General features: G+C 35.3%; 17 protein-coding genes. 14 read left to right on the forward strand and 3 right to left on the reverse strand.

The genetic code is table 11. The features are described 5' to 3' along the window. Nucleotides 1-22: 22 nt before the first annotated feature. The 8 genes from DMB68_RS14200 (at nt 23) to DMB68_RS14235 (ending at nt 9,760) form a co-directional block, all read left to right on the forward strand. Complete coding sequence (locus DMB68_RS14200; protein WP_110347336.1) at nt 23-1,522, forward strand: cellulase family glycosylhydrolase; 1,500 nt, start codon at nt 23-25, stop codon at nt 1,520-1,522. Nucleotides 1,523-1,634: 112 nt separating this feature from the next. Further along, nucleotides 1,635-3,578 (forward strand): sialate O-acetylesterase, encoded by a 1,944-nt coding sequence (locus DMB68_RS14205; protein WP_110347337.1) that lies wholly within the window; start codon nt 1,635-1,637, stop codon nt 3,576-3,578. Between the two features lie 91 nt (nt 3,579-3,669). Beyond that, the gene (locus tag DMB68_RS14210; protein WP_110347338.1) at nt 3,670-5,181 is read left to right on the forward strand and encodes a family 43 glycosylhydrolase; all 1,512 of its coding nucleotides are present in this window, start codon (nt 3,670-3,672) and stop codon (nt 5,179-5,181) included. Nucleotide 5,182: 1 nt separating this feature from the next. Beyond that, nucleotides 5,183-5,779: a transposase gene (locus tag DMB68_RS14215; protein ID WP_110347339.1), complete on the forward strand. Its 597-nt coding sequence runs from the start codon at nt 5,183-5,185 to the stop codon at nt 5,777-5,779. A gap of 132 nt (nt 5,780-5,911) precedes the next feature. Beyond that, a complete protein-coding gene (locus tag DMB68_RS14220) occupies nt 5,912-8,305 on the forward strand; it encodes a glycoside hydrolase family 95 protein (protein WP_110347340.1) in 2,394 nt (797 codons plus the stop codon). A 131-nt stretch (nt 8,306-8,436) separates the two neighbouring features. Continuing rightward, a complete protein-coding gene (locus DMB68_RS14225; RefSeq protein WP_110347341.1) occupies nt 8,437-8,898 on the forward strand; it encodes a Panacea domain-containing protein in 462 nt (153 codons plus the stop codon). A 1-nt stretch (nt 8,899) separates the two neighbouring features. After that, the gene (locus DMB68_RS14230; RefSeq protein ID WP_110347342.1) at nt 8,900-9,253 is read left to right on the forward strand and encodes a hypothetical protein; all 354 of its coding nucleotides are present in this window, start codon (nt 8,900-8,902) and stop codon (nt 9,251-9,253) included. Nucleotides 9,254-9,310: 57 nt separating this feature from the next. After that, on the forward strand, nt 9,311-9,760 hold the full coding sequence (locus DMB68_RS14235; RefSeq protein ID WP_110347343.1) for an SMI1/KNR4 family protein: 450 nt from the start codon (nt 9,311-9,313) through the stop codon (nt 9,758-9,760). Nucleotides 9,761-9,849: 89 nt separating this feature from the next. Here DMB68_RS14235 and DMB68_RS14240 read toward each other — a convergent pair whose 3' ends face one another. Then, a complete protein-coding gene (locus DMB68_RS14240; protein WP_110347344.1) occupies nt 9,850-10,380 on the reverse strand; it encodes a CvpA family protein in 531 nt (176 codons plus the stop codon). Nucleotides 10,381-10,435: 55 nt separating this feature from the next. Here DMB68_RS14240 and DMB68_RS14245 point away from each other — a divergent pair, with 55 nt between their 5' ends. From DMB68_RS14245 to DMB68_RS14260, 4 genes are all read left to right on the forward strand, one after another. Then, complete coding sequence (locus DMB68_RS14245; RefSeq protein ID WP_124019436.1) at nt 10,436-11,233, forward strand: hypothetical protein; 798 nt, start codon at nt 10,436-10,438, stop codon at nt 11,231-11,233. Between the two features lie 141 nt (nt 11,234-11,374). Further along, nucleotides 11,375-11,731, forward strand: coding sequence for a hypothetical protein (locus DMB68_RS14250; RefSeq protein ID WP_110347346.1), 357 nt, complete (start codon nt 11,375-11,377; stop codon nt 11,729-11,731). Nucleotides 11,732-11,863: 132 nt separating this feature from the next. Continuing rightward, nucleotides 11,864-12,883, forward strand: coding sequence for a phenylalanine--tRNA ligase subunit alpha (pheS, locus tag DMB68_RS14255; RefSeq protein WP_110347588.1), 1,020 nt, complete (start codon nt 11,864-11,866; stop codon nt 12,881-12,883). Between the two features lie 79 nt (nt 12,884-12,962). Continuing rightward, the gene (locus tag DMB68_RS14260) at nt 12,963-13,370 is read left to right on the forward strand and encodes a hypothetical protein (protein ID WP_110347347.1); all 408 of its coding nucleotides are present in this window, start codon (nt 12,963-12,965) and stop codon (nt 13,368-13,370) included. 200 nt (nt 13,371-13,570) lie between these two features. Here the strand turns inward: DMB68_RS14260 and DMB68_RS14265 are convergent, their stop codons facing one another. After that, entirely contained in the window at nt 13,571-14,140 is a 570-nt protein-coding gene (locus DMB68_RS14265) for a 5-formyltetrahydrofolate cyclo-ligase (RefSeq protein ID WP_110347348.1), read from the reverse strand. Continuing rightward, nucleotides 14,127-15,107: a succinylglutamate desuccinylase/aspartoacylase family protein gene (locus tag DMB68_RS14270; protein ID WP_110347349.1), complete on the reverse strand. Its 981-nt coding sequence runs from the start codon at nt 15,105-15,107 to the stop codon at nt 14,127-14,129. The genes DMB68_RS14265 and DMB68_RS14270 overlap by 14 nt, the downstream gene beginning before the upstream one ends. A gap of 135 nt (nt 15,108-15,242) precedes the next feature. Between DMB68_RS14270 and uvrC the strand changes: the two genes are divergently transcribed. Both uvrC and DMB68_RS14280 read left to right on the forward strand, forming a co-directional pair. Next, nucleotides 15,243-17,036, forward strand: coding sequence for an excinuclease ABC subunit UvrC (gene uvrC, locus DMB68_RS14275; RefSeq protein ID WP_110347350.1), 1,794 nt, complete (start codon nt 15,243-15,245; stop codon nt 17,034-17,036). A gap of 85 nt (nt 17,037-17,121) precedes the next feature. Beyond that, on the forward strand, nt 17,122-19,401 hold the full coding sequence (locus tag DMB68_RS14280) for a patatin-like phospholipase family protein (protein ID WP_110347589.1): 2,280 nt from the start codon (nt 17,122-17,124) through the stop codon (nt 19,399-19,401). Nucleotides 19,402-19,423: the final 22 nt, after the last annotated feature.

The following is a 19,423-nucleotide window of genomic DNA, read 5'->3' on the forward strand; positions in this document are numbered from 1 at the left end:
TAACTTAAACAACCAAATTAAAATGAAAAGAATAATAAACAGCTATGTATTTAGTTTTTTATCCTGCATAATTTTTGCCGGGGTATTTGCCTGTAGTGCTGATAAAGAAACCGCGCAGGATTTGACAATTAAAGGTCTTACTGCAAGCACCAATAAAATTGATTTTGAAAGTAGCGAAAGTACTAAAGAAATTAAAATCGAAACAGATGCAACCGCCTGGTTGTTGAGTAACTCAGGTGCAGGCTGGGTGAAAATTAGTCAGTCCGGAGGTACTTCGGGAAGTACTACAGTTATAGTTACAGCCTTAGCAAATACAACAACTCAAACAAGAACAGCAATTATAACATTAACCTCAAATGACGCTAAAACTGTACAAATTACAGTTTCACAGGCTGGGATTGCAGTTTCTCAGGGATTTCCCGACTATAATACAAATCCCATTGCTGCCGATGCTACAGGGATGAGCAGTACTGCTGTACAATTGGCAGCGAAGATGAAAATGGGCTGGAATATTGGAAATACATTAGAAGCAACAGGAGGAGAAACTGCCTGGGGAAATCCAAAGGTTACAAAAGCCTTGATTGATTTGGTTAAAGCCAATGGATTTAATGCGATTAGAATCCCATGTTCATGGAATCAGCATATGGAAAATGCTGCAACAGCAAAAATCAAAACAGATTGGTTAAACCGTGTTAAAGAAGTTGTTCAGTACTGTGTTGATAATGATATGTATGTAATTGTAAATATTCATTGGGACGGCGGATGGCTGGAAAAAAATAACACAGAAGCTAAGAAAGTTGAAACTAATGCCAAACAAAAAGCATTTTGGCAACAAATAGCTACACATTTAAGAGGATTTGACGAACATTTGCTTTTTGCCAGTGCCAATGAGCCGGATGTTAAAGATGCAGCAGAAATGGCAGTTTTAGCTTCATATCACCAAACATTTATTGATGCTGTTCGCTCAACCGGTGGTAAAAACGCTTACCGTAATTTAATTGTACAAGGGCCATCAACAGATATCGAAAAAACGAATCAATTGATGAAAACGCTTCCTACAGACCCTGCTGCAAACCGTATGATGGCAGAGGTTCACTTTTATCCGTATCAGTTTACATTAATGGCAGAAGATGCAGACTGGGGTAAAATGTTTTATTATTGGGGAGCAGGAAATCATTCGACTACAGATACTTCAAGAAATGCTACCTGGGGTGAAGAAGCTGATATAGATAAGTTTTTTCTATTGATGAAAAATCAATTTGTAAACAAAGGAATTCCGGTAATTTTAGGAGAGTTTGGAGCTATCAAACGTAATTTAACCGGTGATGCTTTAACATTGCACCTAAAATCAAGAGCCGACTTTTTAAAATATGTTGTAAAACAGTCTAAAGCAAACGGCTTAGTCCCTTTTTATTGGGATGCAGGAAATTTAGGAACAAACACCATGTCTTTATTTGACAGAAGCAATAATACCGTATATGATTTACAAGCATTAACAGCATTGCAGGATGGGTTAAAATAAATAACGACATTATAGGATTAACCGTAAAGATCGCTAAGTAAATGCAATTTGCAAAACGCAGCGAACTTTGCGGTTTCTTTTTGTATTTTCGATTAAACTAAACTCTAAAAAAATGAAAAAATACACAATCTTTCTTCTTTTGATGTGCTGTATGGTAAATGCCAATGTCAAAATGCCTTTGTTGTTTTCAGACGGAATGGTACTGCAGCGCAATAAAGAAATTCCGGTTTGGGGCTGGGCTGATGCGAATGAAAAAGTAACCATTCATTTTAATAAACAAACTAAAACCATTCAGGCCGATAACAGCGGAAAATGGATGGTGAAATTAGCAGCCGAAAAAGCCGGAGGCCCTTTTGAATTAACCATTACAGGGAAAAACAAAATTATTATCAAAGATGTTTTGGTAGGTGAAGTATGGATCTGCAGCGGACAATCGAACATGGAATTTCAGGTTTCAAAAACTATAAATGCCAAAGATGAAATCAATGATTCAAATTACCCGATGATTCGTCATTTTGGAGTAGCTCAGGAACTAAACGGAACTCCAAAAGACGATTTGAAAGCCGGAAAATGGGAAGTTTCAAATAAGGAAACTGTTGGTAATTTTACAGCGGTAGGGTTTTATTTTGCCAAAAAAATATATGGCGAATTAAAAATCCCAATCGGAATAATAAATACTTCATGGGGAGGAACTAATGTAGAAACCTGGACAAGCCGCCAAGCATTCGAAAAAAGTGATGACTTTAAAGCGATGATTACTGATGTTCCAACGTTAAATGTCGATTCTATTTCGAAGTTGTTTGCCGTACGAATGAAAGAAAGAGTCGAAAAAATTCAGGGTACACCGGTAAATGCAGATAATGAAGTTTCTTTTAAAGAAACAACATTCGATGATTCGAATTGGGGTGAATTAAATACACCAGGTTTATGGGAAAACCAGCCATTAGGAAATTTAGACGGTGTGGTATGGATGCGAAAAACGATAACACTTTCAGCAGAAGACATTAAAAATCAAGCCATTTTAAGCCTTGCAAAAATTGACGACGAAGATATCACCTACGTAAATGGAATTGAGGTTGGAAAAAATACTGTTTATGATACTAAACGAGTGTATACCCTTCCTGCCAATATTTTAAGAGAAGGAACAAACGTAATCTCAGTAAGAATTGTCGACACCGGAGGAGGTGGCGGAATTTATGGAGAAGCTTCTGACTTAAAACTAACTCTCGGAACTAAAATCATTCCGCTTGACGCAAAATGGAAATTTAAAGTAATTGCAGTAAAAACAGCTTTATCTCCAAACAGTTATCCTTCATTATTATACAATGCCATGGTAAATCCGTTGGTTCCGTATGCGATCCAGGGCGTTTTGTGGTATCAGGGCGAAGCCAATGTGTGGAGAGCCAATCAATACAAAAAAGCATTTCCGTTGATGATCCAGGATTGGCGAACTAAATTTAATCAGGGCAATTTTCCTTTCTATTTTGTTCAGTTGTCCACTTTTGATGAATTTGGAGGAAATAGTAAAAAAGGCAGCCGTTGGGCTGAACTCCGTGAAGCGCAATCCGAAACTTTAAAAGTACCCAATACCGGAATGGCCGTTACAACAGATATTGGCAACGCAACAGATATTCATCCAACCAACAAGCAGGACGTTGGGCTTCGTTTGGCAGCCATTGCGCTGAATAATGTTTATGGTAAAAAACAAATTTTTAGCGGACCAACATATAAATCTCAGGAAATAAAAGGCAGTCAGATTATTTTGACTTTTAATAATATTGGAGGCGGACTCACAACACCAAATAGTTCTGAATTAAAAGGATTTGAAATTGCGGGTGCCGACAAAGTTTTTCATTCTGCAAAAGCAATAATCAAAAACAACACAATTATCGTTTCCAGCGAAAATGTGTCAAATCCGGTTGGAGTACATTACGGATGGGCAGATGATGATACAGAAATCAATCTTTTCAATAAAGAAAAATTTCCGGCATCGCCTTTCAGAACAGACAATTGGGAAATGATTACGGCCAATGAAAAATATAAAATAAATCCGTAATAGTAGATACGGGTTTCAAACCCGTCTGTACGAAACCCGTCTCTACTGAACGTCTGAATGAATTCGTTTGTCCGGCAAAAAATTAAAAATTATGCAATTTCTAAAATCAAAAATCCTGTTATTATTGTTTTTTTTATCGCTTGCCGTAAACGCACAGCAGCAAAAAGACAATATAAAAGACGGATTTTATCAAAATCCGATATTTACAGGCGATTATCCTGATCCGTCCATAATTAGGGATGGTGAGGATTATTATATTGTGCACTCCTCATTTAATTATTATCCCGGATTGTTAATCTGGACATCAAAGGATCTCATCAACTGGAAACCCGTTACACATGCGCTCAAAAAAAGTGTTGGCTCGGTCTGGGCTCCCGATTTAGTAAAACTCAATAGCAAATTTTACATCTATTTTCCGGCTAACGAAACCAATTATGTTGTTTGGGCAGATTCGATAAACGGTCCGTGGAGCGATCCCATCGATTTAAAAATTGGCAATATTGATCCCGGACATTTTACAGATGATAAAGGGAATCGGTATTTATATTTCAGCAATGGAAGTTATGTTCCGCTTTCAAAAGAGGGTTTAGCAGTTTCAGGAGAAAGCAAACAGGTTTATGATGGATGGAAAATCCCTTCAGAATGGTCTATTGAATGTTTTTGTATGGAAGGCCCAAAAGTTTTTAAAAGAGGTGATTACTATTATTTGACCACTGCCGAAGGAGGAACTGCAGGACCTGCAACAAGCCACATGGTAATTTCAGCAAGGTCAAAATCGCCTTTGGGACCTTGGGAAAATTCACCTCATAATCCAATTTTAAGAACAAATGACACTTCCGAAAAATGGTGGTCAAAAGGTCACGCCACACTAATTGATGATGTCAAAGGAAATTGGTGGATGGTTTTTCACGGTTACGAAAATGGCTATTACAACATGGGACGCCAGACATTGCTTCAGCCTGTAGAATGGACAAAAGACGGCTGGTACAAAATGAAGGATGATATTAAAACGGAGGTTCCAATAAAAAAGCCGGCAGGACAAAACATAAAGAGTAATTTCACACTTTCTGATACTTTTACTGGAACGAACCTCAATCCGCAATGGCAATTTTTTGATGAGTTCGATTCCAGAAGAGTCACATTTTCTTCAAACGGAATAAAAATCAAAGGAAAAGGAACAGGTATTGGTCAAAGTTCGCCCTTGTTGTGTACACCTTCAGACCATTCGTACACTGCAGATGTAGAGGTTCAAATAGAAGGCAATGCTTCGGCAGGATTAGTTCTTTTCTATGATACTAAATTATTTACCGGAATCGCTTTCGATAAAGAAAATATAATGGCGATCCTTAGAGTATGGCAATTTCCTACTGTAAAAGGAGTGAATAAAACACACTTATTTTTACGCCTCGAAAAAAAGGAACAGGTAGTAAATATGTTGTACAGCATCAACGGAAAGGATTGGTTAAAAATCGAAAATTCTGCTGAGGTAAGCTATTTCAACCATAATGTACAGAGTGGCTTTATGAGTCTTCGTTTAGGACTTGCCTCCGTTGGAGAAGGTTCGGTGACGTTTAGGAATTTTGTTTATAGCCCTTTGAAATAAAATGGTTAAATTTCAAAGTAAATATCGAGTTGAAACCGCGAGGGCTAAGTGGTGGAATTATGATAATCCCGGAGATTATTTTATTACAATTTGCACCAAAAATAGAGATCCTTTATTTGGATACATAAAGGATGGAGAAATGATATTGAATGAATATGGTCAAATTATATTAGATTGTTGGCTGGATTTACCGAATCACTATGATAATATTATTTTGGGAGAATTTCAAATAATGCCCAATCATATTCATTGCATCGTTGGAGTGAATGATTCAAAAATAATAATTCCCGATTCGGATGACGTAGAGACGGGTTTAAAACCCGTCTGTACCGAACCCGTCTGTACCGCGGGTAATATGGCAGATAATTTTGTGATTGAAAATCCAAATAAAAAAAATCACGGTGTATTTGAATTTATTAGGGCATTAAAATCATTTTCGTCCCGGAAAATAAATGAAAGAAGAAATTCAAGAGGAGTTTCAAATTGGCAGGAAAGATTTCACGATCATATTATTAGGAATGAAGCAGAATATGATAGAATTAGAAATTATATCATAAATAATCCTAAGAAATGGGATGAGGATTGTTTTTATACGTAGAGACGGGTTTGAAACCCGTCTGCATTTATGTGTGAATTGAAATAATTGCGATGGGTAGAGACGGGTTTCAAACCCGTCTGTACTGAATACCGTTTGTACCGATTCAGAATTTTTAGATTAAAATCATTTTTTATGAAAAAGTTATATTTAGTTTTTATCATTTCCATTTTTTGTGGAAAAATTACAGCACAGTCCAGTCATATTTTATGGTACAACCAGCCAGCCGATTTTTTTGAAGAAACACTGGTTTTAGGAAACGGAAAAATGGGGGCAACCGTTTTTGGCGGAGCTAATTCAGATAAAATTTATCTGAATGACATCACGCTTTGGTCGGGTGAGCCTGTAAATGCGAATATGAGCCCTGAAGCATACAAAAATATCCCGGCGATTCGTGAAGCGTTAAAAAACGAAAACTATAAACTGGCCGAAGAGCTAAACAAAAAAATCCAGGGAAAAAACTCAGAGAAGTATGCGCCTTTAGGGACATTGGAAATCAATAATTCAGAGAAAGGAAAAGCAGTAAATTACCATCGTGAACTTGATATTTCAAATGCTATCTCAAAAGTAAGTTACGAAATGGCTGGTATAAAATATACCCGGGAATATTTTGTCTCGGCTCCGGATCAAATTATGATAATCAAATTGAAAAGTGATCAAAAGGGAGCTCTAAATTTTGATATTAATTTAAAAAGCCTTTTAAAGTCAAATGTCGAAGTAAGAAATAATATCTTAGTAATGACAGGTGCTGCTCCAATTCATGAAAATGCAGGATATAATGTTGTGTCAAAATATCTGAACATAAAAGAAAGAGGGACAAGATTTACGACTTTAGTCCAAATTAAAAAAACAGACGGAAAAATTACAAGTTCCAGAGAAACCTTAACCTTAAAAGACGCGACAGAAGCTATTATTTATGTTTCAGTAGCCACAAGTTTTAATGGTTTTAACAAAAATCCAGCAAGCGAAGGTTTAGATGACGTATCAATTGCAGTACAAAATCTAAACAAAGCCTATGAAAAACCATTCGATAAATTAAAAGAATCTCATATTGCCGATTACCACAAATTCTACAATCGTGTCACTTTAGACTTAGGAAAAACCACCGCTCCCAATTTAGCGACTGACGAACGTTTATTGCGCTACGCTGACGGAAAAGAAGACAAAAACCTCGAAATTTTATATTTCAATTTCGGTCGTTATTTACTCATCAGTTCGTCAAGAACTATGGGCGTTCCTGCGAATTTGCAGGGACTTTGGAATCCGCATTTGAGTCCGCCATGGAGCAGTAATTATACCATGAACATCAACGTGGAAGAAAATTACTGGCTGGCAGAAAACACAAACCTTTCAGAAATGCATTTGCCATTGCTGAGTTTCATTAAAAACCTTTCGGTAACCGGAAAAATTACAGCAAAGACTTTTTATGGAGTGGATAAAGGCTGGGCTGCAGGGCACAATTCAGATATCTGGGCTATGACCAATCCGGTTGGTCAATTCGGAAAAGAAGAACCTATGTGGGCCTGCTGGCCAATGGCGGGTGCATGGTTAAGTACACATATTTGGGAACATTATATTTTTACACAAGACAAAAACTATTTAAAAAATGAAGGTTATCCGCTGATGAAAGGCGCTGCCGAATTTTGTCTGGGCTGGCTTGTACCCGATAAAAATGGAAATCTAATCACTTCGCCATCAACTTCACCTGAAAATCAGTATAAACTTGCAGATGGTTTCGTGGGAGCGACACTTTATGGAGGAACAGCTGATTTGGCGATGATTCGTGAATGTTTTGATAAAACAATCAAAGCTTCAAAAATTTTAAATACTGATGCTGATTTCAGAACCAAACTAGAAAAAACACTTGTAAAACTACATCCGTATCAAATTGGTAAAAAAGGAAACTTACAGGAATGGTATTTTGATTGGGAAGATAAAGATCCAAAACACCGCCATCAGTCACAATTATTCGGACTGTTTCCGGGCGATCATATTACACCTTTAAAAACTCCGGATCTGGCAGAAGCATCTAAAAAAACACTCGAAATAAAAGGGGATGAAACAACAGGCTGGTCAAAGGGTTGGCGAATTAATCTCTGGGCAAGGCTGTGGGACGGAAACCGTGCTTATAAAATGTACCGTGAATTGCTTCGTTACGTAGACCCGGATGGAAAGAAAACCGAAAAACCAAGAAGAGGCGGAGGAACATACCCGAATTTATTCGACGCGCATCCGCCATTTCAAATCGATGGTAATTTTGGTGGTGCAGCTGCCGTTGTAGAAATGTTAGTGCAGTCAGATGAAAACGAAATCAGATTATTGCCGGCTTTACCCGATGCCTGGGAAACCGGAAATGTAAAAGGAATCTGCGCCCGCGGTGGATTTGAAATCGCTATGGAATGGAATAATAAAAAACTAACAAAAATTTCAGTTTCTTCTAAAAATGGAGGAAAAACAACTTTAATCAGCGGTGATAAAAAACAAGATATCACATTGAAAAAAGGGCAGAAAATAGGGATAGACTGGTAATATAAAATAGAGATACCTAACTTAGGTATCTCTATTCTGTTTTAATAACTCTTCTGATTAACAAAACAATAGAACCCATAATTGTAAAGCAACCTAATTTTAATTAACTTTGAAAATATATTTTTATAATTATGTCTTACAATCCAACAACAGTGGCTAATTATTTCATAGAGAAATATTCCAAAAATGGAGATCTTACCCCTATGAAAATTATCAAGCTAACCTATATTGCATATGGCTGGTATCTGGCGCTGACAGATAAACAACAAAAGCTTATTGATGAAAACCCGATTGCCTGGGATTTTGGCCCTGTGTTCCCTTCTTTGTATTACAGTATCAAACAATACAAAAAAGAAAAAATCACTGAAAAAATTCCAAATGCTACCAAAAACGAAAAAATAGCAAGTGAAGATGAACAGTTTTTAGACAAGATATGGGAAGTATACGGAAGGTTTGATGGTGTATATTTAAGTGCCTTAACCCATATTGATGGAACTCCCTGGCAAAAAGTATATCGAAAGGATTTGAATGCAGTTATTTCTGATGAGGACATTTTTGAGCATTATAAAAAGTTAAAACCAATTTCTACTTAAGATGTCGTTACTCAATTTAAGCCAGATTTCTATTGAAAATAGTGCCGCAGTCAGTCCTATGGATATCGATAACGCCCGCATACAAAATCAAATCCTTGAAGACAGGCTCGGAAATGCAAAAGTAGGGCGGTTTATTGAAGACACGATTTTACGAAGATATCTTACTTATATTTTCTCTTTTATTATTTTCCTGTGGTTGGCAGCAGTTGTCTCAATTTTGTATTTCAATCACAATCTTCTGAATCTGAATCTTTCAGAAAATGTACTGATAACTTTATTGACAACTTCGTCTGTAAATGTAATCGGAATGATGCTGATTATTCTGAAAAATTTATTCCCTCAGGTACCAAATTAGAGTCTTTAGGCTTTAATTATTTTTTAGGGCTGAGTTTATAATTAAAGCAACCCAATAATGGAAGAAATTATTCAAAAATATTTTTCTGATCCTCAATCTGAATTTGAATATATAGACAAAAATACATTTAATCAAGCAACTGAGCTCGAAGCAATTGCTAAGGTTGAAAAAGAACTAAATATAAAACTTCCAAAAGACTATAGAGACTTTTTGTTAATCACAAATGGTTATGATGGTACTCTTGGTCAATCACATGTACAATTCATTAGACTGGAAGAAGTTGTGAAATATACAGAAATGTATTGTGGCGAATTTTTTCCTTGGACAATTTATTTAGGCTCTGATGGGGGAAACGAGATGTTTGTTCTTGACAAAAGAGAAAAACAATTACAATTCGGAGTAATGCCTTTTATTGGAAATAAGGAAGACTTTATAGCTCTCGGAAATACTTTTGAAGAGTTTGCAAAACACTTGTATTATAATGATTATTGGGACAACAAAACATAATCGGTAATTTGATTATGCAAACTTAAAAACTTCATAAAGTATTTAAGGCTAATTACTCTTCACTAATTACTAAGGACTGAATGCTTAAATTATTCTTTTTCTGAAGACTTTTCAGCATTCACTTTTTTCAGTCTTTCATATCCTTTTTCAATTGAAGGATATACAAAAGCCGCTACTTTTTTAATCGGATTATAAAAAATATAGTGATCTAAAGTTTCTTTCTTAGCGAAAGTGTGATTGAAATTAATTTTTTCAAACAGCGCAATAAAAATACTTACGATCAAAACGGTTTTCAAAACTCTGAAAAAACCTCCACCCAATTTGTTGATCCATCCCAAATAAGCAAAATCAGCTATTCCGGTTAAAATTTTTGCTAAAAAATAAACACCTATTACCACTAAAATAAAAGTCAGGATAAAAGCGGTAACCTGAACCGTGTTGGGATTCCAGGAAACATATTTTACAATAATATTTTTTAGAAAAGAAGAGAATTTAATGGCTATATAAATTCCTAACAGTAAAGAAATAAAAGAAGCAACTTCTACAAAAAGGCCATTTTTGATGCCTTTGTATAAACTGAAGGCTAAAAGTGCCCCTAAAATCATATCGAAAAAACTCATGTTGATTAACTTTGAAATGGATTATATATTTCTATTTTTGCGAAAAATAGATAAAATGAGAAAAAGCGTATTAATTAAAATTCTTTTTGTTTTTTGCACTGTATTGTCGATGTCATGTTCAAATGATGACGGCGGCAAAGATACTACATCAAATGAAAAATCAGTTCTAATAAAAAAAATAACAGAAACAGTTTATTTTTCCGATGGCTCAGAAACGAGCATAATGGATTTTGCCTATGAGAATAAGATTTTGAAAAGTGTTACTACAAATACCCGGTATAAAACGGAATTTTTATATGATGGTGAAAAGATAAGTAAGATGAATTACTTTAGAGATAATGTAGCTTCTGGTTCTGCTGTATTTCATTATAATGGAGATTTATTAAGCTATATCTATTCTGAAGGAGACCCGGATGAAAAAACGGAATATTCATATGTTAATGGAATCCTTACTTCAGAAAAATCAGGTTATATGGATGAAAATAAATATATTATTCAAAGAGAATTATCCATTTCTTCTGATAATGCTAAGAATATAACCCAAATTATAAATAAGTCGTCCTTAACAGGTTCTGAAATAATTTCAAAAAACAACTATTTTTACGATAACAAGAACCACCCAATGAAATTTATGAATAAATATTATCGGATGGTTTTTGTTGTAGAAGGATTTGGTGGACAAACGACGAATAATGTAGTGTCAAGAGAATCCTATTATCCGGTTAATAACGAAGTCCCTGAATATTATATTTCTGAAATAATTTATAATAATGACAACTTTCCTGTAGAAATAAAAAAGATTTCGAAAGAAAGTAACAATGTAATTTCAAAAACGGTTATTGAATATCAATAAATAAAAATAGAGTCTTAAAATATTCATTCTGTGAAGTTTTCATAATTTTAATGTGGTTGGGTTTTAACTCCGTATCTTTGCAGGCTAAATTTTATGATTTTGTAATTTATAATTTACAATTCATAATTCACAATTATAAGAATGTCCAGAGATACACAACTAAAAGAGCGCTGGGAAAAGCTCGTCGATATACTTTCCAATCAGTTTTCGCAAGGCGAAGATCTGGATCTGGATTCCATAATTTATCTTATTGGAGTTCAGGAACTCGGGAAAGTTCACCGTGAATTCAAAAAAGATGAAAAACTAAACCTGATGCATATTGCAATCTGCCGATTGTTGGAACCGTACGGTTTTTACGAATTCGAATATTTCGACACAGATGGCTGGCCGCATTATAAAGTAAAAGAACAACTGCCAGCATTAAAAGCCGGTGAACAATCGGTTTTGATGAAAGAAGCGATTGTAAATTATTTTTTAGAAAGAGAACTGATTGATTAAAAAACAGATATTGGAGAGAAGATTTTAGATTTTGGTCTGAAAATATAACAGAACTTTAGAAATACTTCTGACTTCTCACACCTAATATCTGACTTTTTTCCTTAAATTTGTACCCTCAATTGAAGAATGGAAATGATAGACAAGATAAAAGAACATATCGAGGAAGCTAAAGCCTTTAATGATAAAAACAAAGAATCTTTAGAGAAGTTCCGTGTTAAATATTTAGGAAGTAAAGGTTTATTGAAGGAGCTTTTTACAGAGTTCAAAAATATACCAAACGACCAGAAAAAGGATTTTGGACAAGTAATAAATACTTTAAAAGCTGTTGCTGAAGAAAAAGTAAGGGTTATTCAGGAGGAGTTGGAAAGCAAGGAAGAAGTAAAAGGCTTTTTTGGAGACTTAACGCGTTCGCCTGAGCCTGTAATTATTGGCTCACGCCATCCTATTTCGATTGTTAAAAATCAAATTATAGATATTTTTGCCAACATCGGTTTCAACGTTTCTGAAGGTCCGGAAATCGAAGACGACTGGCATAATTTTACAGCATTAAACTTACCGGAATACCATCCGGCGCGTGATATGCAGGATACCTTTTTTATTCAGACCAATCCTGATGTGCTGTTGCGTACGCATACATCATCTGTTCAGGTGCGTTATATGGAAAATCACAAACCGCCAATTCGTACCATTTCTCCGGGACGTGTGTTCCGTAATGAAGCCATTTCGTCACGTTCACATTGTATTTTTCATCAGGTTGAAGGATTGTACATTGACAAAGACGTTTCTTTTGCCGATTTAAAACAGACATTGCTTTATTTCACGAAAGAAATGTTCGGAAAATCGAAGATTCGTCTGCGCCCGTCATACTTTCCGTTTACAGAACCAAGTGCCGAAATTGATATCTACTGGGGTTTAAAAACCGAAACCGATTACCGTATCACAAAAGGAACTGGATGGTTAGAAATTGGAGGCTGCGGAATGGTTGATCCAAACGTTCTTAAAAATTGCGATATCAATCCTGACGAATTCAATGGTTTTGCTTTCGGAATGGGAGTAGAGCGTATTGCCATGCTGCTGTACCAAATTGGTGATATCCGTATGTTTTACGAAAATGATGTTCGTTTCTTAGAGCAATTCAAAGCAAATATTTAAAAAATAAGTTACTAGTAAATAGTGATTAGTGAAGAGCTTTCTTTCTAATCACTATTTACTTTTTACTATTTACTAAAAAATGAAAAAAGATATAACAATCCCCGAAGTTGAAAACGTATTCTTAGCCGCCGTTCAGGAATGGAGCGATGATTTTATGGAAAAAGTCTGGTACGCTTATCTGGTAAACGACAGCGACTTTAATTTAGACAGCGTGATGGTGGTTTCAAAAGCATTTGGAACAATTGAAGGGGAAATGAAAAAAACGTCTATTTTACGTCATGCGTTTGTTGAGGTTCCTGCGGTTTCAGTTGTAAAAATCGAAATGATCGAAAAAAGTCTTTTGGTTTTGAACAACGAATTTATGGTAACTTTCTTTATCGGAAATACGTTGTACGATAAGAAATTCATCTTCAAGTCAAACTTAATCAACGAAAACAATACGGAAGAAGTGCCGATTCTTTTTGTTGAAGGGATTATGGTGAAATAAAATAGGTTTTAGAAAGCCCGCTGATTGCATCATGTAATTCGTCAGTTCGAGTGTTTTTTGAGTAGAGAAACGGAAAAAAAATGTATCGGGAACTTTTATGAAACCAAGACTTCTCTATACATTTTTGGTTAATAAAACGTATTTTCAAAATCAATCTTAAATCCAAAAAAACACTCGAAGTGACGTCAGTAGTGTTAGTTTTAAAACCGATAAACCTTCTCAGGCGTCACACAGTAATCCAGTTTTATATCCGATTCAAAAACATCATCAATCCGATCTACAGCTTCAAAAAAGGAAAGCCCAATTTTGATGGTTTCGGGTTTGCATTCCGCTAGAAATTTATCGTAAAACCCTTTTCCGTAGCCAATACGGTTTCCAAAAATATCAAAAGCCAAAAGCGGTACAAAAACCACTTCAATAGTTTGAGAAGGAACAGGTAAACCATTTACAGGTTCTGGGATATTATATTCATTTTTTTTGATTTTAGTATTGTCCGTCAATAAAAAATGAGACATCATTCGGGTTTCAAAATCACTTTTTGAAACCACAATTTCTTTGTCTTTTCCTGAAAGTAAGTGTAAAATATATTCTGTATTAACTTCTTTTTGTTCCTCAATTGGAAGAAAAACATGGTAATAGGCTTTATTCCAAATAGGTAAGTTGATTAATTGATTGGTAATCTCCAGGCTTTTTCCTTCAATAGCTGTTTCAGAAAGGTTTTTTCTAAGATTTTTATAATGCAGTCGCAGCTCTTTTTTAGTCGTTGGCATTGTCGTCAATATTTTTAGAGATATGGTAAATCGCGTCGCCTTCATATACAATTGGCGAATGATTGGCATTGATTACAAACCCGTCATGCGGTGCTTTTACTTTTTGCTCGAATTTACCAAAAGGATCAGTAATAATGGCTAAAATAGTTCCTTTGGTTACAAATTTGGTAATCATATTGTAATCGTGTAACAAGCCGGATTGTTTAGCCCGCAGCCAAACCGAATTTTTAATATAAATTGATGGAAAGTCAGCTTTTTCAACAATGTGTTTTGGGTCCAGCATATTTAAATAATGAAGTAAACGTTTTACTCCTTTTACACCTTCATTAGCAACGGGATCATTAATATCCAATGATTTTCCGCCTTCAAAAAGCAACATTTTAACATTGGCTTTTTCAGAAGTATTTCTAAAAGAACCATTAATGTTTTTAGAATACAATGTAAATGGAGCATCAAATACATCAGCCAAAATCTTTAATTCGGGATTGTTTTCTGTAATTCTAATCTGAGGGGCATTGAATCGGCTTGCGCCACCTGCATGAAAATCTACTGCATAGTCAATAAGCGGCAATACCTGATTGGTAATATGAAAAGCAAAACGACTTGCAAGTGAACCTTTTTTGCTTCCGGGAAAAACACGGTTCAGGTCTCGTCCGTCAGGAAACTCCCTTGATTTATTGACAAAACCGTAAATATTGATAATCGGAATGCAGATGATGGTTCCTCTTGTAGGACGGTTGATTTTTTTGCTGATGATCTGGCGTACAATTTCGACACCATTAATTTCATCGCCATGAATTCCGGCAGAAAATAAAACCACCGGACCATCAATTTTGGAACGCCGAACAATAATCGGAATATTGAGTTTGGTTGTGGTATGTAATCTGGCGATTTCTACATTTATCGTTTTGTTTTCTCCGGGCAAAATCGATTCGCCAAAAAGAACCATCGGGGCATTGTTTTTCATGTCGAATTATAAAAGTTAAATATAAAAATTATTCTTTGGATTTCGTAAATTTGAAAAGAATTCATTGTTAAGCTTTCCAATGCGGATCGGAATGGTTTTTGACACGATTTCTTCATCTCTTCAGAAATAAACAGCATGCAAATACCGTCTTTAGAACTCCAAATTCAAACCCTTCCGGACAATCCGGGAGTCTATCAGTATTATGACAAAGAAGGAAAGATATTGTATGTTGGAAAGGCCAAAAATTTAAAAAAAAGGGTTTCTTCTTATTTCAATAAAATTCACGATACAAGAAAAACGAATGTACTGGTTCGAAAAATCGTAACTATCAAACATATTGTAGTTCCTACTGAAACGGATGCCCTTTTATTAGAAAACAACCTGATCAAATCCTTGCAGCCGCGTTATAATGTATTACTTCGTGATGATAAAAGTTATCCCTGGATCTGCATTAAAAAAGAACCTTTTTCGAGAATATTCCTGACCCGAAGAATGATAAAAGACGGATCCGAATATTTTGGTCCATACACTAATTTCAAGATGGTCTATACTATTCTGGATCTAATCAAAGAATTGTATCCGTTAAGAACCTGCAATTACGATTTGAGTGAATCCAATATCAATTCGGGTAAATTTAAAGTCTGTCTGGAATTTCACATAGGAAATTGTAAAGGACCTTGTGAAGGAATAGAATCTTTGGAAGATTATCAGAGACAAGTTGATGCAATCCGCGAAATCCTAAAGGGAAATTTCAAAGAAAGCATGAAAGACTTCAAACGTTTAATGAATCAGTATGCACAGAATTTGCAGTTTGAAGAAGCACAAAAAATCAAAGAAAAAATAGAAATTCTCGAAAATTACCAATCGAGATCGACCATTGTAAATCCAAAAATTACCAATATTGATGTCTTTTCGATTGTGTCTGATGAAAGTGCGGCTTATGTTAATTTTCTGCAAATATCACACGGATCGATTATTCGTTCGCATACTTTGGAAATAAAGAAAAAACTGGACGAACCTGATGAAGAATTGCTGGAACTTGCGATTATTGAACTTCGGGAACGTTTTCAGTTAATGTCAAAAGAAATTATTGTGCCGTTTGAAGTTGATTTAGGCGAAAATATAAAAGTTACTGTTCCACAATTGGGTGATAAAAAGCAAATTCTGGATCTGTCAATTCGAAATGCCAAATTTTACCGAATAGAACAACTTAAACAATTGCAGATTGTAGATCCTGACAGACACGTAAACCGTATCATGGCACAAATGCAAAAAGACCTGCGCTTGCCAAATGAACCGAGGCATATTGAATGTTTTGACAACTCCAATATTCAGGGAACAAATCCGGTGGCAGCCTGCGTGGTTTTTAAAGACGGGAAACCCAGCAAGAAAGATTATCGCCATTTTAACGTAAAAACGGTTGTGGGTCCTGACGATTTTGCTTCAATGACCGAAATCGTATACCGTCGCTATAAACGATTGCTGGACGAAAATGAACCGCTTCCGCAACTGATTATTATTGATGGGGGAAAAGGACAATTATCAGCGGCCCTGAAAAGTATTGATGAGCTGGGATTACGCGGTAAAATTGCCATTATTGGAATTGCAAAACGTCTCGAAGAATTGTTTTATCCCGGAGATTCGATTCCGTTATATCTCGATAAAAAATCTGAAACATTAAAGGTTATTCAGCAATTACGAAACGAAGCACACCGGTTTGGAATCACTTTTCACCGTGATAAACGAAGCAAAGCGGCCCTTAATTCGTCTGTTGAAAGTATTCCGGGTATTGGCGAAAAAACAATGCTTACGTTAATACAACATTTTAAGAGTGTTAAAAGATTGAAATTGGCTACAGAAAAAGAAATTTCTGATGTTGTGGGAGTATCAAAAGCCAAAAAAATTGTCGACTTTTACAAAATAAATTAGTACTTTTCTTATGCGCCTAATCCAGCTGTTCATTTCAAACGTCGGGTCAAAAAACTTTTTTTCAATTGCAAAAAAAGGAGCTTCTATGGTCGCTCTTTTTTTACAGGAAAAAATAGCTTTTTGCCTCTCGCCGTTTTCCATTTCCATCTGGGGCGGAGTATTAGTGTCTTTAATACTTTTAGTGATTACTCCTCAAAAATCGTTTTCACAGGAAAAAAAACAGGACAGTATCAAAAGACCCAAAATTGGTTTGGTTTTAAGCGGAGGCGGAGCCAAAGGATTTGCTCATATTGGTGTTTTGAAAGTTTTAGAAGAAGCAGGAATCAAAGTTGATTATATAGGCGGAACCAGTATGGGAGCCATCATCGGCGGACTTTATGCAACAGGATATAATGCCGCACAAGTTGATTCTATTTTCAAAAAAACCAATTTTGACGAATTAATTAATGACTATATTCCAAGATCTTCCAAAAATTTCTACGGAAAACGAAATGACGAATTATATGCAATCGTATTACCTTTTAGTAACTTAAGGGTTGGAATTCCGGAGGCACTTTCAAAAGGAATGTACAATTATAATTTATTAAGCAGTCTAACCCGTAGTGTTCGTCATGTACGTGATTTTAATCAACTGCCTACTCCTTTTTTATGTATAGGAACTGATATCGAAACCGGTGAAGAAGTATTGCTCAACAAAGGAAATCTGGTACAGGCTATGGTGGCAAGTGCCGCTTTTCCGTCTTTATTCTCACCTGTTGAAGTAGATGGGAAATTATTGGTCGATGGAGGCGTCGTTAATAATTACCCTATTAAGGAAGTTCGTGATCTGGGAGCAGATATTATCATTGGAGTGGATGTTCAGGATGATTTGCAAAACCGTAAAGGCCTGAAAAATGCTACCCGTATTCTCGTTCAGATTACCAATCTTCAGTCTATCGAAAAGATGAAGAGCAAAAGAGCTGATACCGACATTTATATTAAACCGGATATTCGTGATTTTGGGGTCATATCATTTGATAGAGGTGGAGAAATTATCCGAAGAGGAGAAGATGCCACATTTGAGGTGTATGAAAAAATTAAAGCTTTGGCTAATGAACAAAATTTTTATAAAAAGCCCAAATTAAAAATAGCTTCGGATACGCTTGAAATAAAAAAAATAAACAACACAAGGCTGAAAGATTATACTAAAGAGTACTTAACAAGCAAGCTTCGATTTAAACCGGAAAGTACTATAACTTATGAAGATCTTCGGGTGGGAATAAATAATATAGATGCCACACATAATTTTAGTGCGATCTCTTATTCGCTTGAGCCAAACGGTAATAAAGATGATTTGAATTTAGTCCTAAAAGAAAATCCGACCCATACCTATTTAAAGCTGGGGCTGCATTATGATGGACTCTATAAAAGTGCTGTTTTATTAAACCTGACCCACAGAAAAACATTTTTAAAAAACGATAATACGTCTCTTGACATTATACTTGGGGATAATTTCAGGTATGATTTTAATTATTATGTCGAAAACGGATTTAATATCAGTTTTGGTTTCAACTCAAGGCTTAATCAGTTTAACCGAAATGTAACAGAGACCATCAGTAAGCAAGTTACAGGAAATCCAAGTGATAATTTGATCAATGTCGATTTTATGGATATCTCCAATCAGGCTTATTTTCAAACCATTTTTGTTCAAAAATTCCTTATGGGAGGTGGATTGGAATATAAGTTTTTAAAAATAAAATCTCCCACATTAGATACAAATTCAATAATTGATGAAAGTAATTATTTTAGTCTTTTCGGATATTTGAAATATGATTCTTTTGATAACAAAAGCTTCCCAAGAACAGGGTGGTATTTTTCAGGGGATATTCAGACTTATCTGGCATCATCTAATTATACAAATCAGTTTAATCCTTTTTCAACTGCAAAAGCTGAAATTGGAATTGCAAGAACAGTTTTTAATAAAGCGACAATAAAATTCCAGTCAGATGCAGGATTTGCTTTTGGTAATGACAGCGTGCCGTTTTTTGATTACATTCTGGGAGGATATGGCTATAATAAAGTAAATAACTTCAATTATTTTTATGGTTATGATTTTCTGAGTATTTCCGGTGATAGTTACATTAAAGCAGGGATAACTTTTGATTATGAAATATTCAGAAAAAATCACCTTAATTTTTCTGCCAATTATGCTAATCTTGGTGATGATCTTTTTAGTACCGTAGATTGGATTGATATGCCTAAATATTCCGGTTATGCCGTAGGATATGGTTTAGAAACCATTATTGGCCCCATAGAAGTAAAGTATTCATGGTCTCCGGAAAATCCAAAAGGATATACCTGGTTCAATATCGGATTTTTGTTTTAATTTGTAATTTAACTCAATAAAA

It is taken from the genome of Flavobacterium hydrophilum (assembly GCF_003202405.1).
GTDB lineage: Bacteria > Bacteroidota > Bacteroidia > Flavobacteriales > Flavobacteriaceae > Flavobacterium > Flavobacterium hydrophilum.

Excerpts from the sequence above, each read along its gene's own strand:
- DMB68_RS14265 (WP_110347348.1), bottom strand. The coding sequence starts at position 14,140 with ATGCCAACGACTAAAAAAGAGCTGCGACTGCATTATAAAAATCTTAGA.
- DMB68_RS14250 (WP_110347346.1), top strand. The coding sequence starts at position 11,375 with ATGTCCAGAGATACACAACTAAAAGAGCGCTGGGAAAAGCTCGTCGAT.
- DMB68_RS14230 (WP_110347342.1), top strand. The coding sequence starts at position 8,900 with ATGTCGTTACTCAATTTAAGCCAGATTTCTATTGAAAATAGTGCCGCA.
- DMB68_RS14215 (WP_110347339.1), top strand. The coding sequence starts at position 5,183 with ATGGTTAAATTTCAAAGTAAATATCGAGTTGAAACCGCGAGGGCTAAG.
- DMB68_RS14240 (WP_110347344.1), bottom strand. The coding sequence starts at position 10,380 with ATGAGTTTTTTCGATATGATTTTAGGGGCACTTTTAGCCTTCAGTTTA.
- DMB68_RS14210 (WP_110347338.1), top strand. The coding sequence starts at position 3,670 with ATGCAATTTCTAAAATCAAAAATCCTGTTATTATTGTTTTTTTTATCG.
- pheS (WP_110347588.1), top strand. The coding sequence starts at position 11,864 with ATGATAGACAAGATAAAAGAACATATCGAGGAAGCTAAAGCCTTTAAT.
- DMB68_RS14280 (WP_110347589.1), top strand. The coding sequence starts at position 17,122 with ATGGTCGCTCTTTTTTTACAGGAAAAAATAGCTTTTTGCCTCTCGCCG.
- DMB68_RS14245 (WP_124019436.1), top strand. The coding sequence starts at position 10,436 with ATGAGAAAAAGCGTATTAATTAAAATTCTTTTTGTTTTTTGCACTGTA.
- DMB68_RS14235 (WP_110347343.1), top strand. The coding sequence starts at position 9,311 with ATGGAAGAAATTATTCAAAAATATTTTTCTGATCCTCAATCTGAATTT.
- DMB68_RS14270 (WP_110347349.1), bottom strand. The coding sequence starts at position 15,107 with ATGAAAAACAATGCCCCGATGGTTCTTTTTGGCGAATCGATTTTGCCC.
- DMB68_RS14200 (WP_110347336.1), top strand. The coding sequence starts at position 23 with ATGAAAAGAATAATAAACAGCTATGTATTTAGTTTTTTATCCTGCATA.
- DMB68_RS14220 (WP_110347340.1), top strand. The coding sequence starts at position 5,912 with ATGAAAAAGTTATATTTAGTTTTTATCATTTCCATTTTTTGTGGAAAA.
- DMB68_RS14260 (WP_110347347.1), top strand. The coding sequence starts at position 12,963 with ATGAAAAAAGATATAACAATCCCCGAAGTTGAAAACGTATTCTTAGCC.
- DMB68_RS14205 (WP_110347337.1), top strand. The coding sequence starts at position 1,635 with ATGAAAAAATACACAATCTTTCTTCTTTTGATGTGCTGTATGGTAAAT.
- uvrC (WP_110347350.1), top strand. The coding sequence starts at position 15,243 with ATGCAAATACCGTCTTTAGAACTCCAAATTCAAACCCTTCCGGACAAT.
- DMB68_RS14225 (WP_110347341.1), top strand. The coding sequence starts at position 8,437 with ATGTCTTACAATCCAACAACAGTGGCTAATTATTTCATAGAGAAATAT.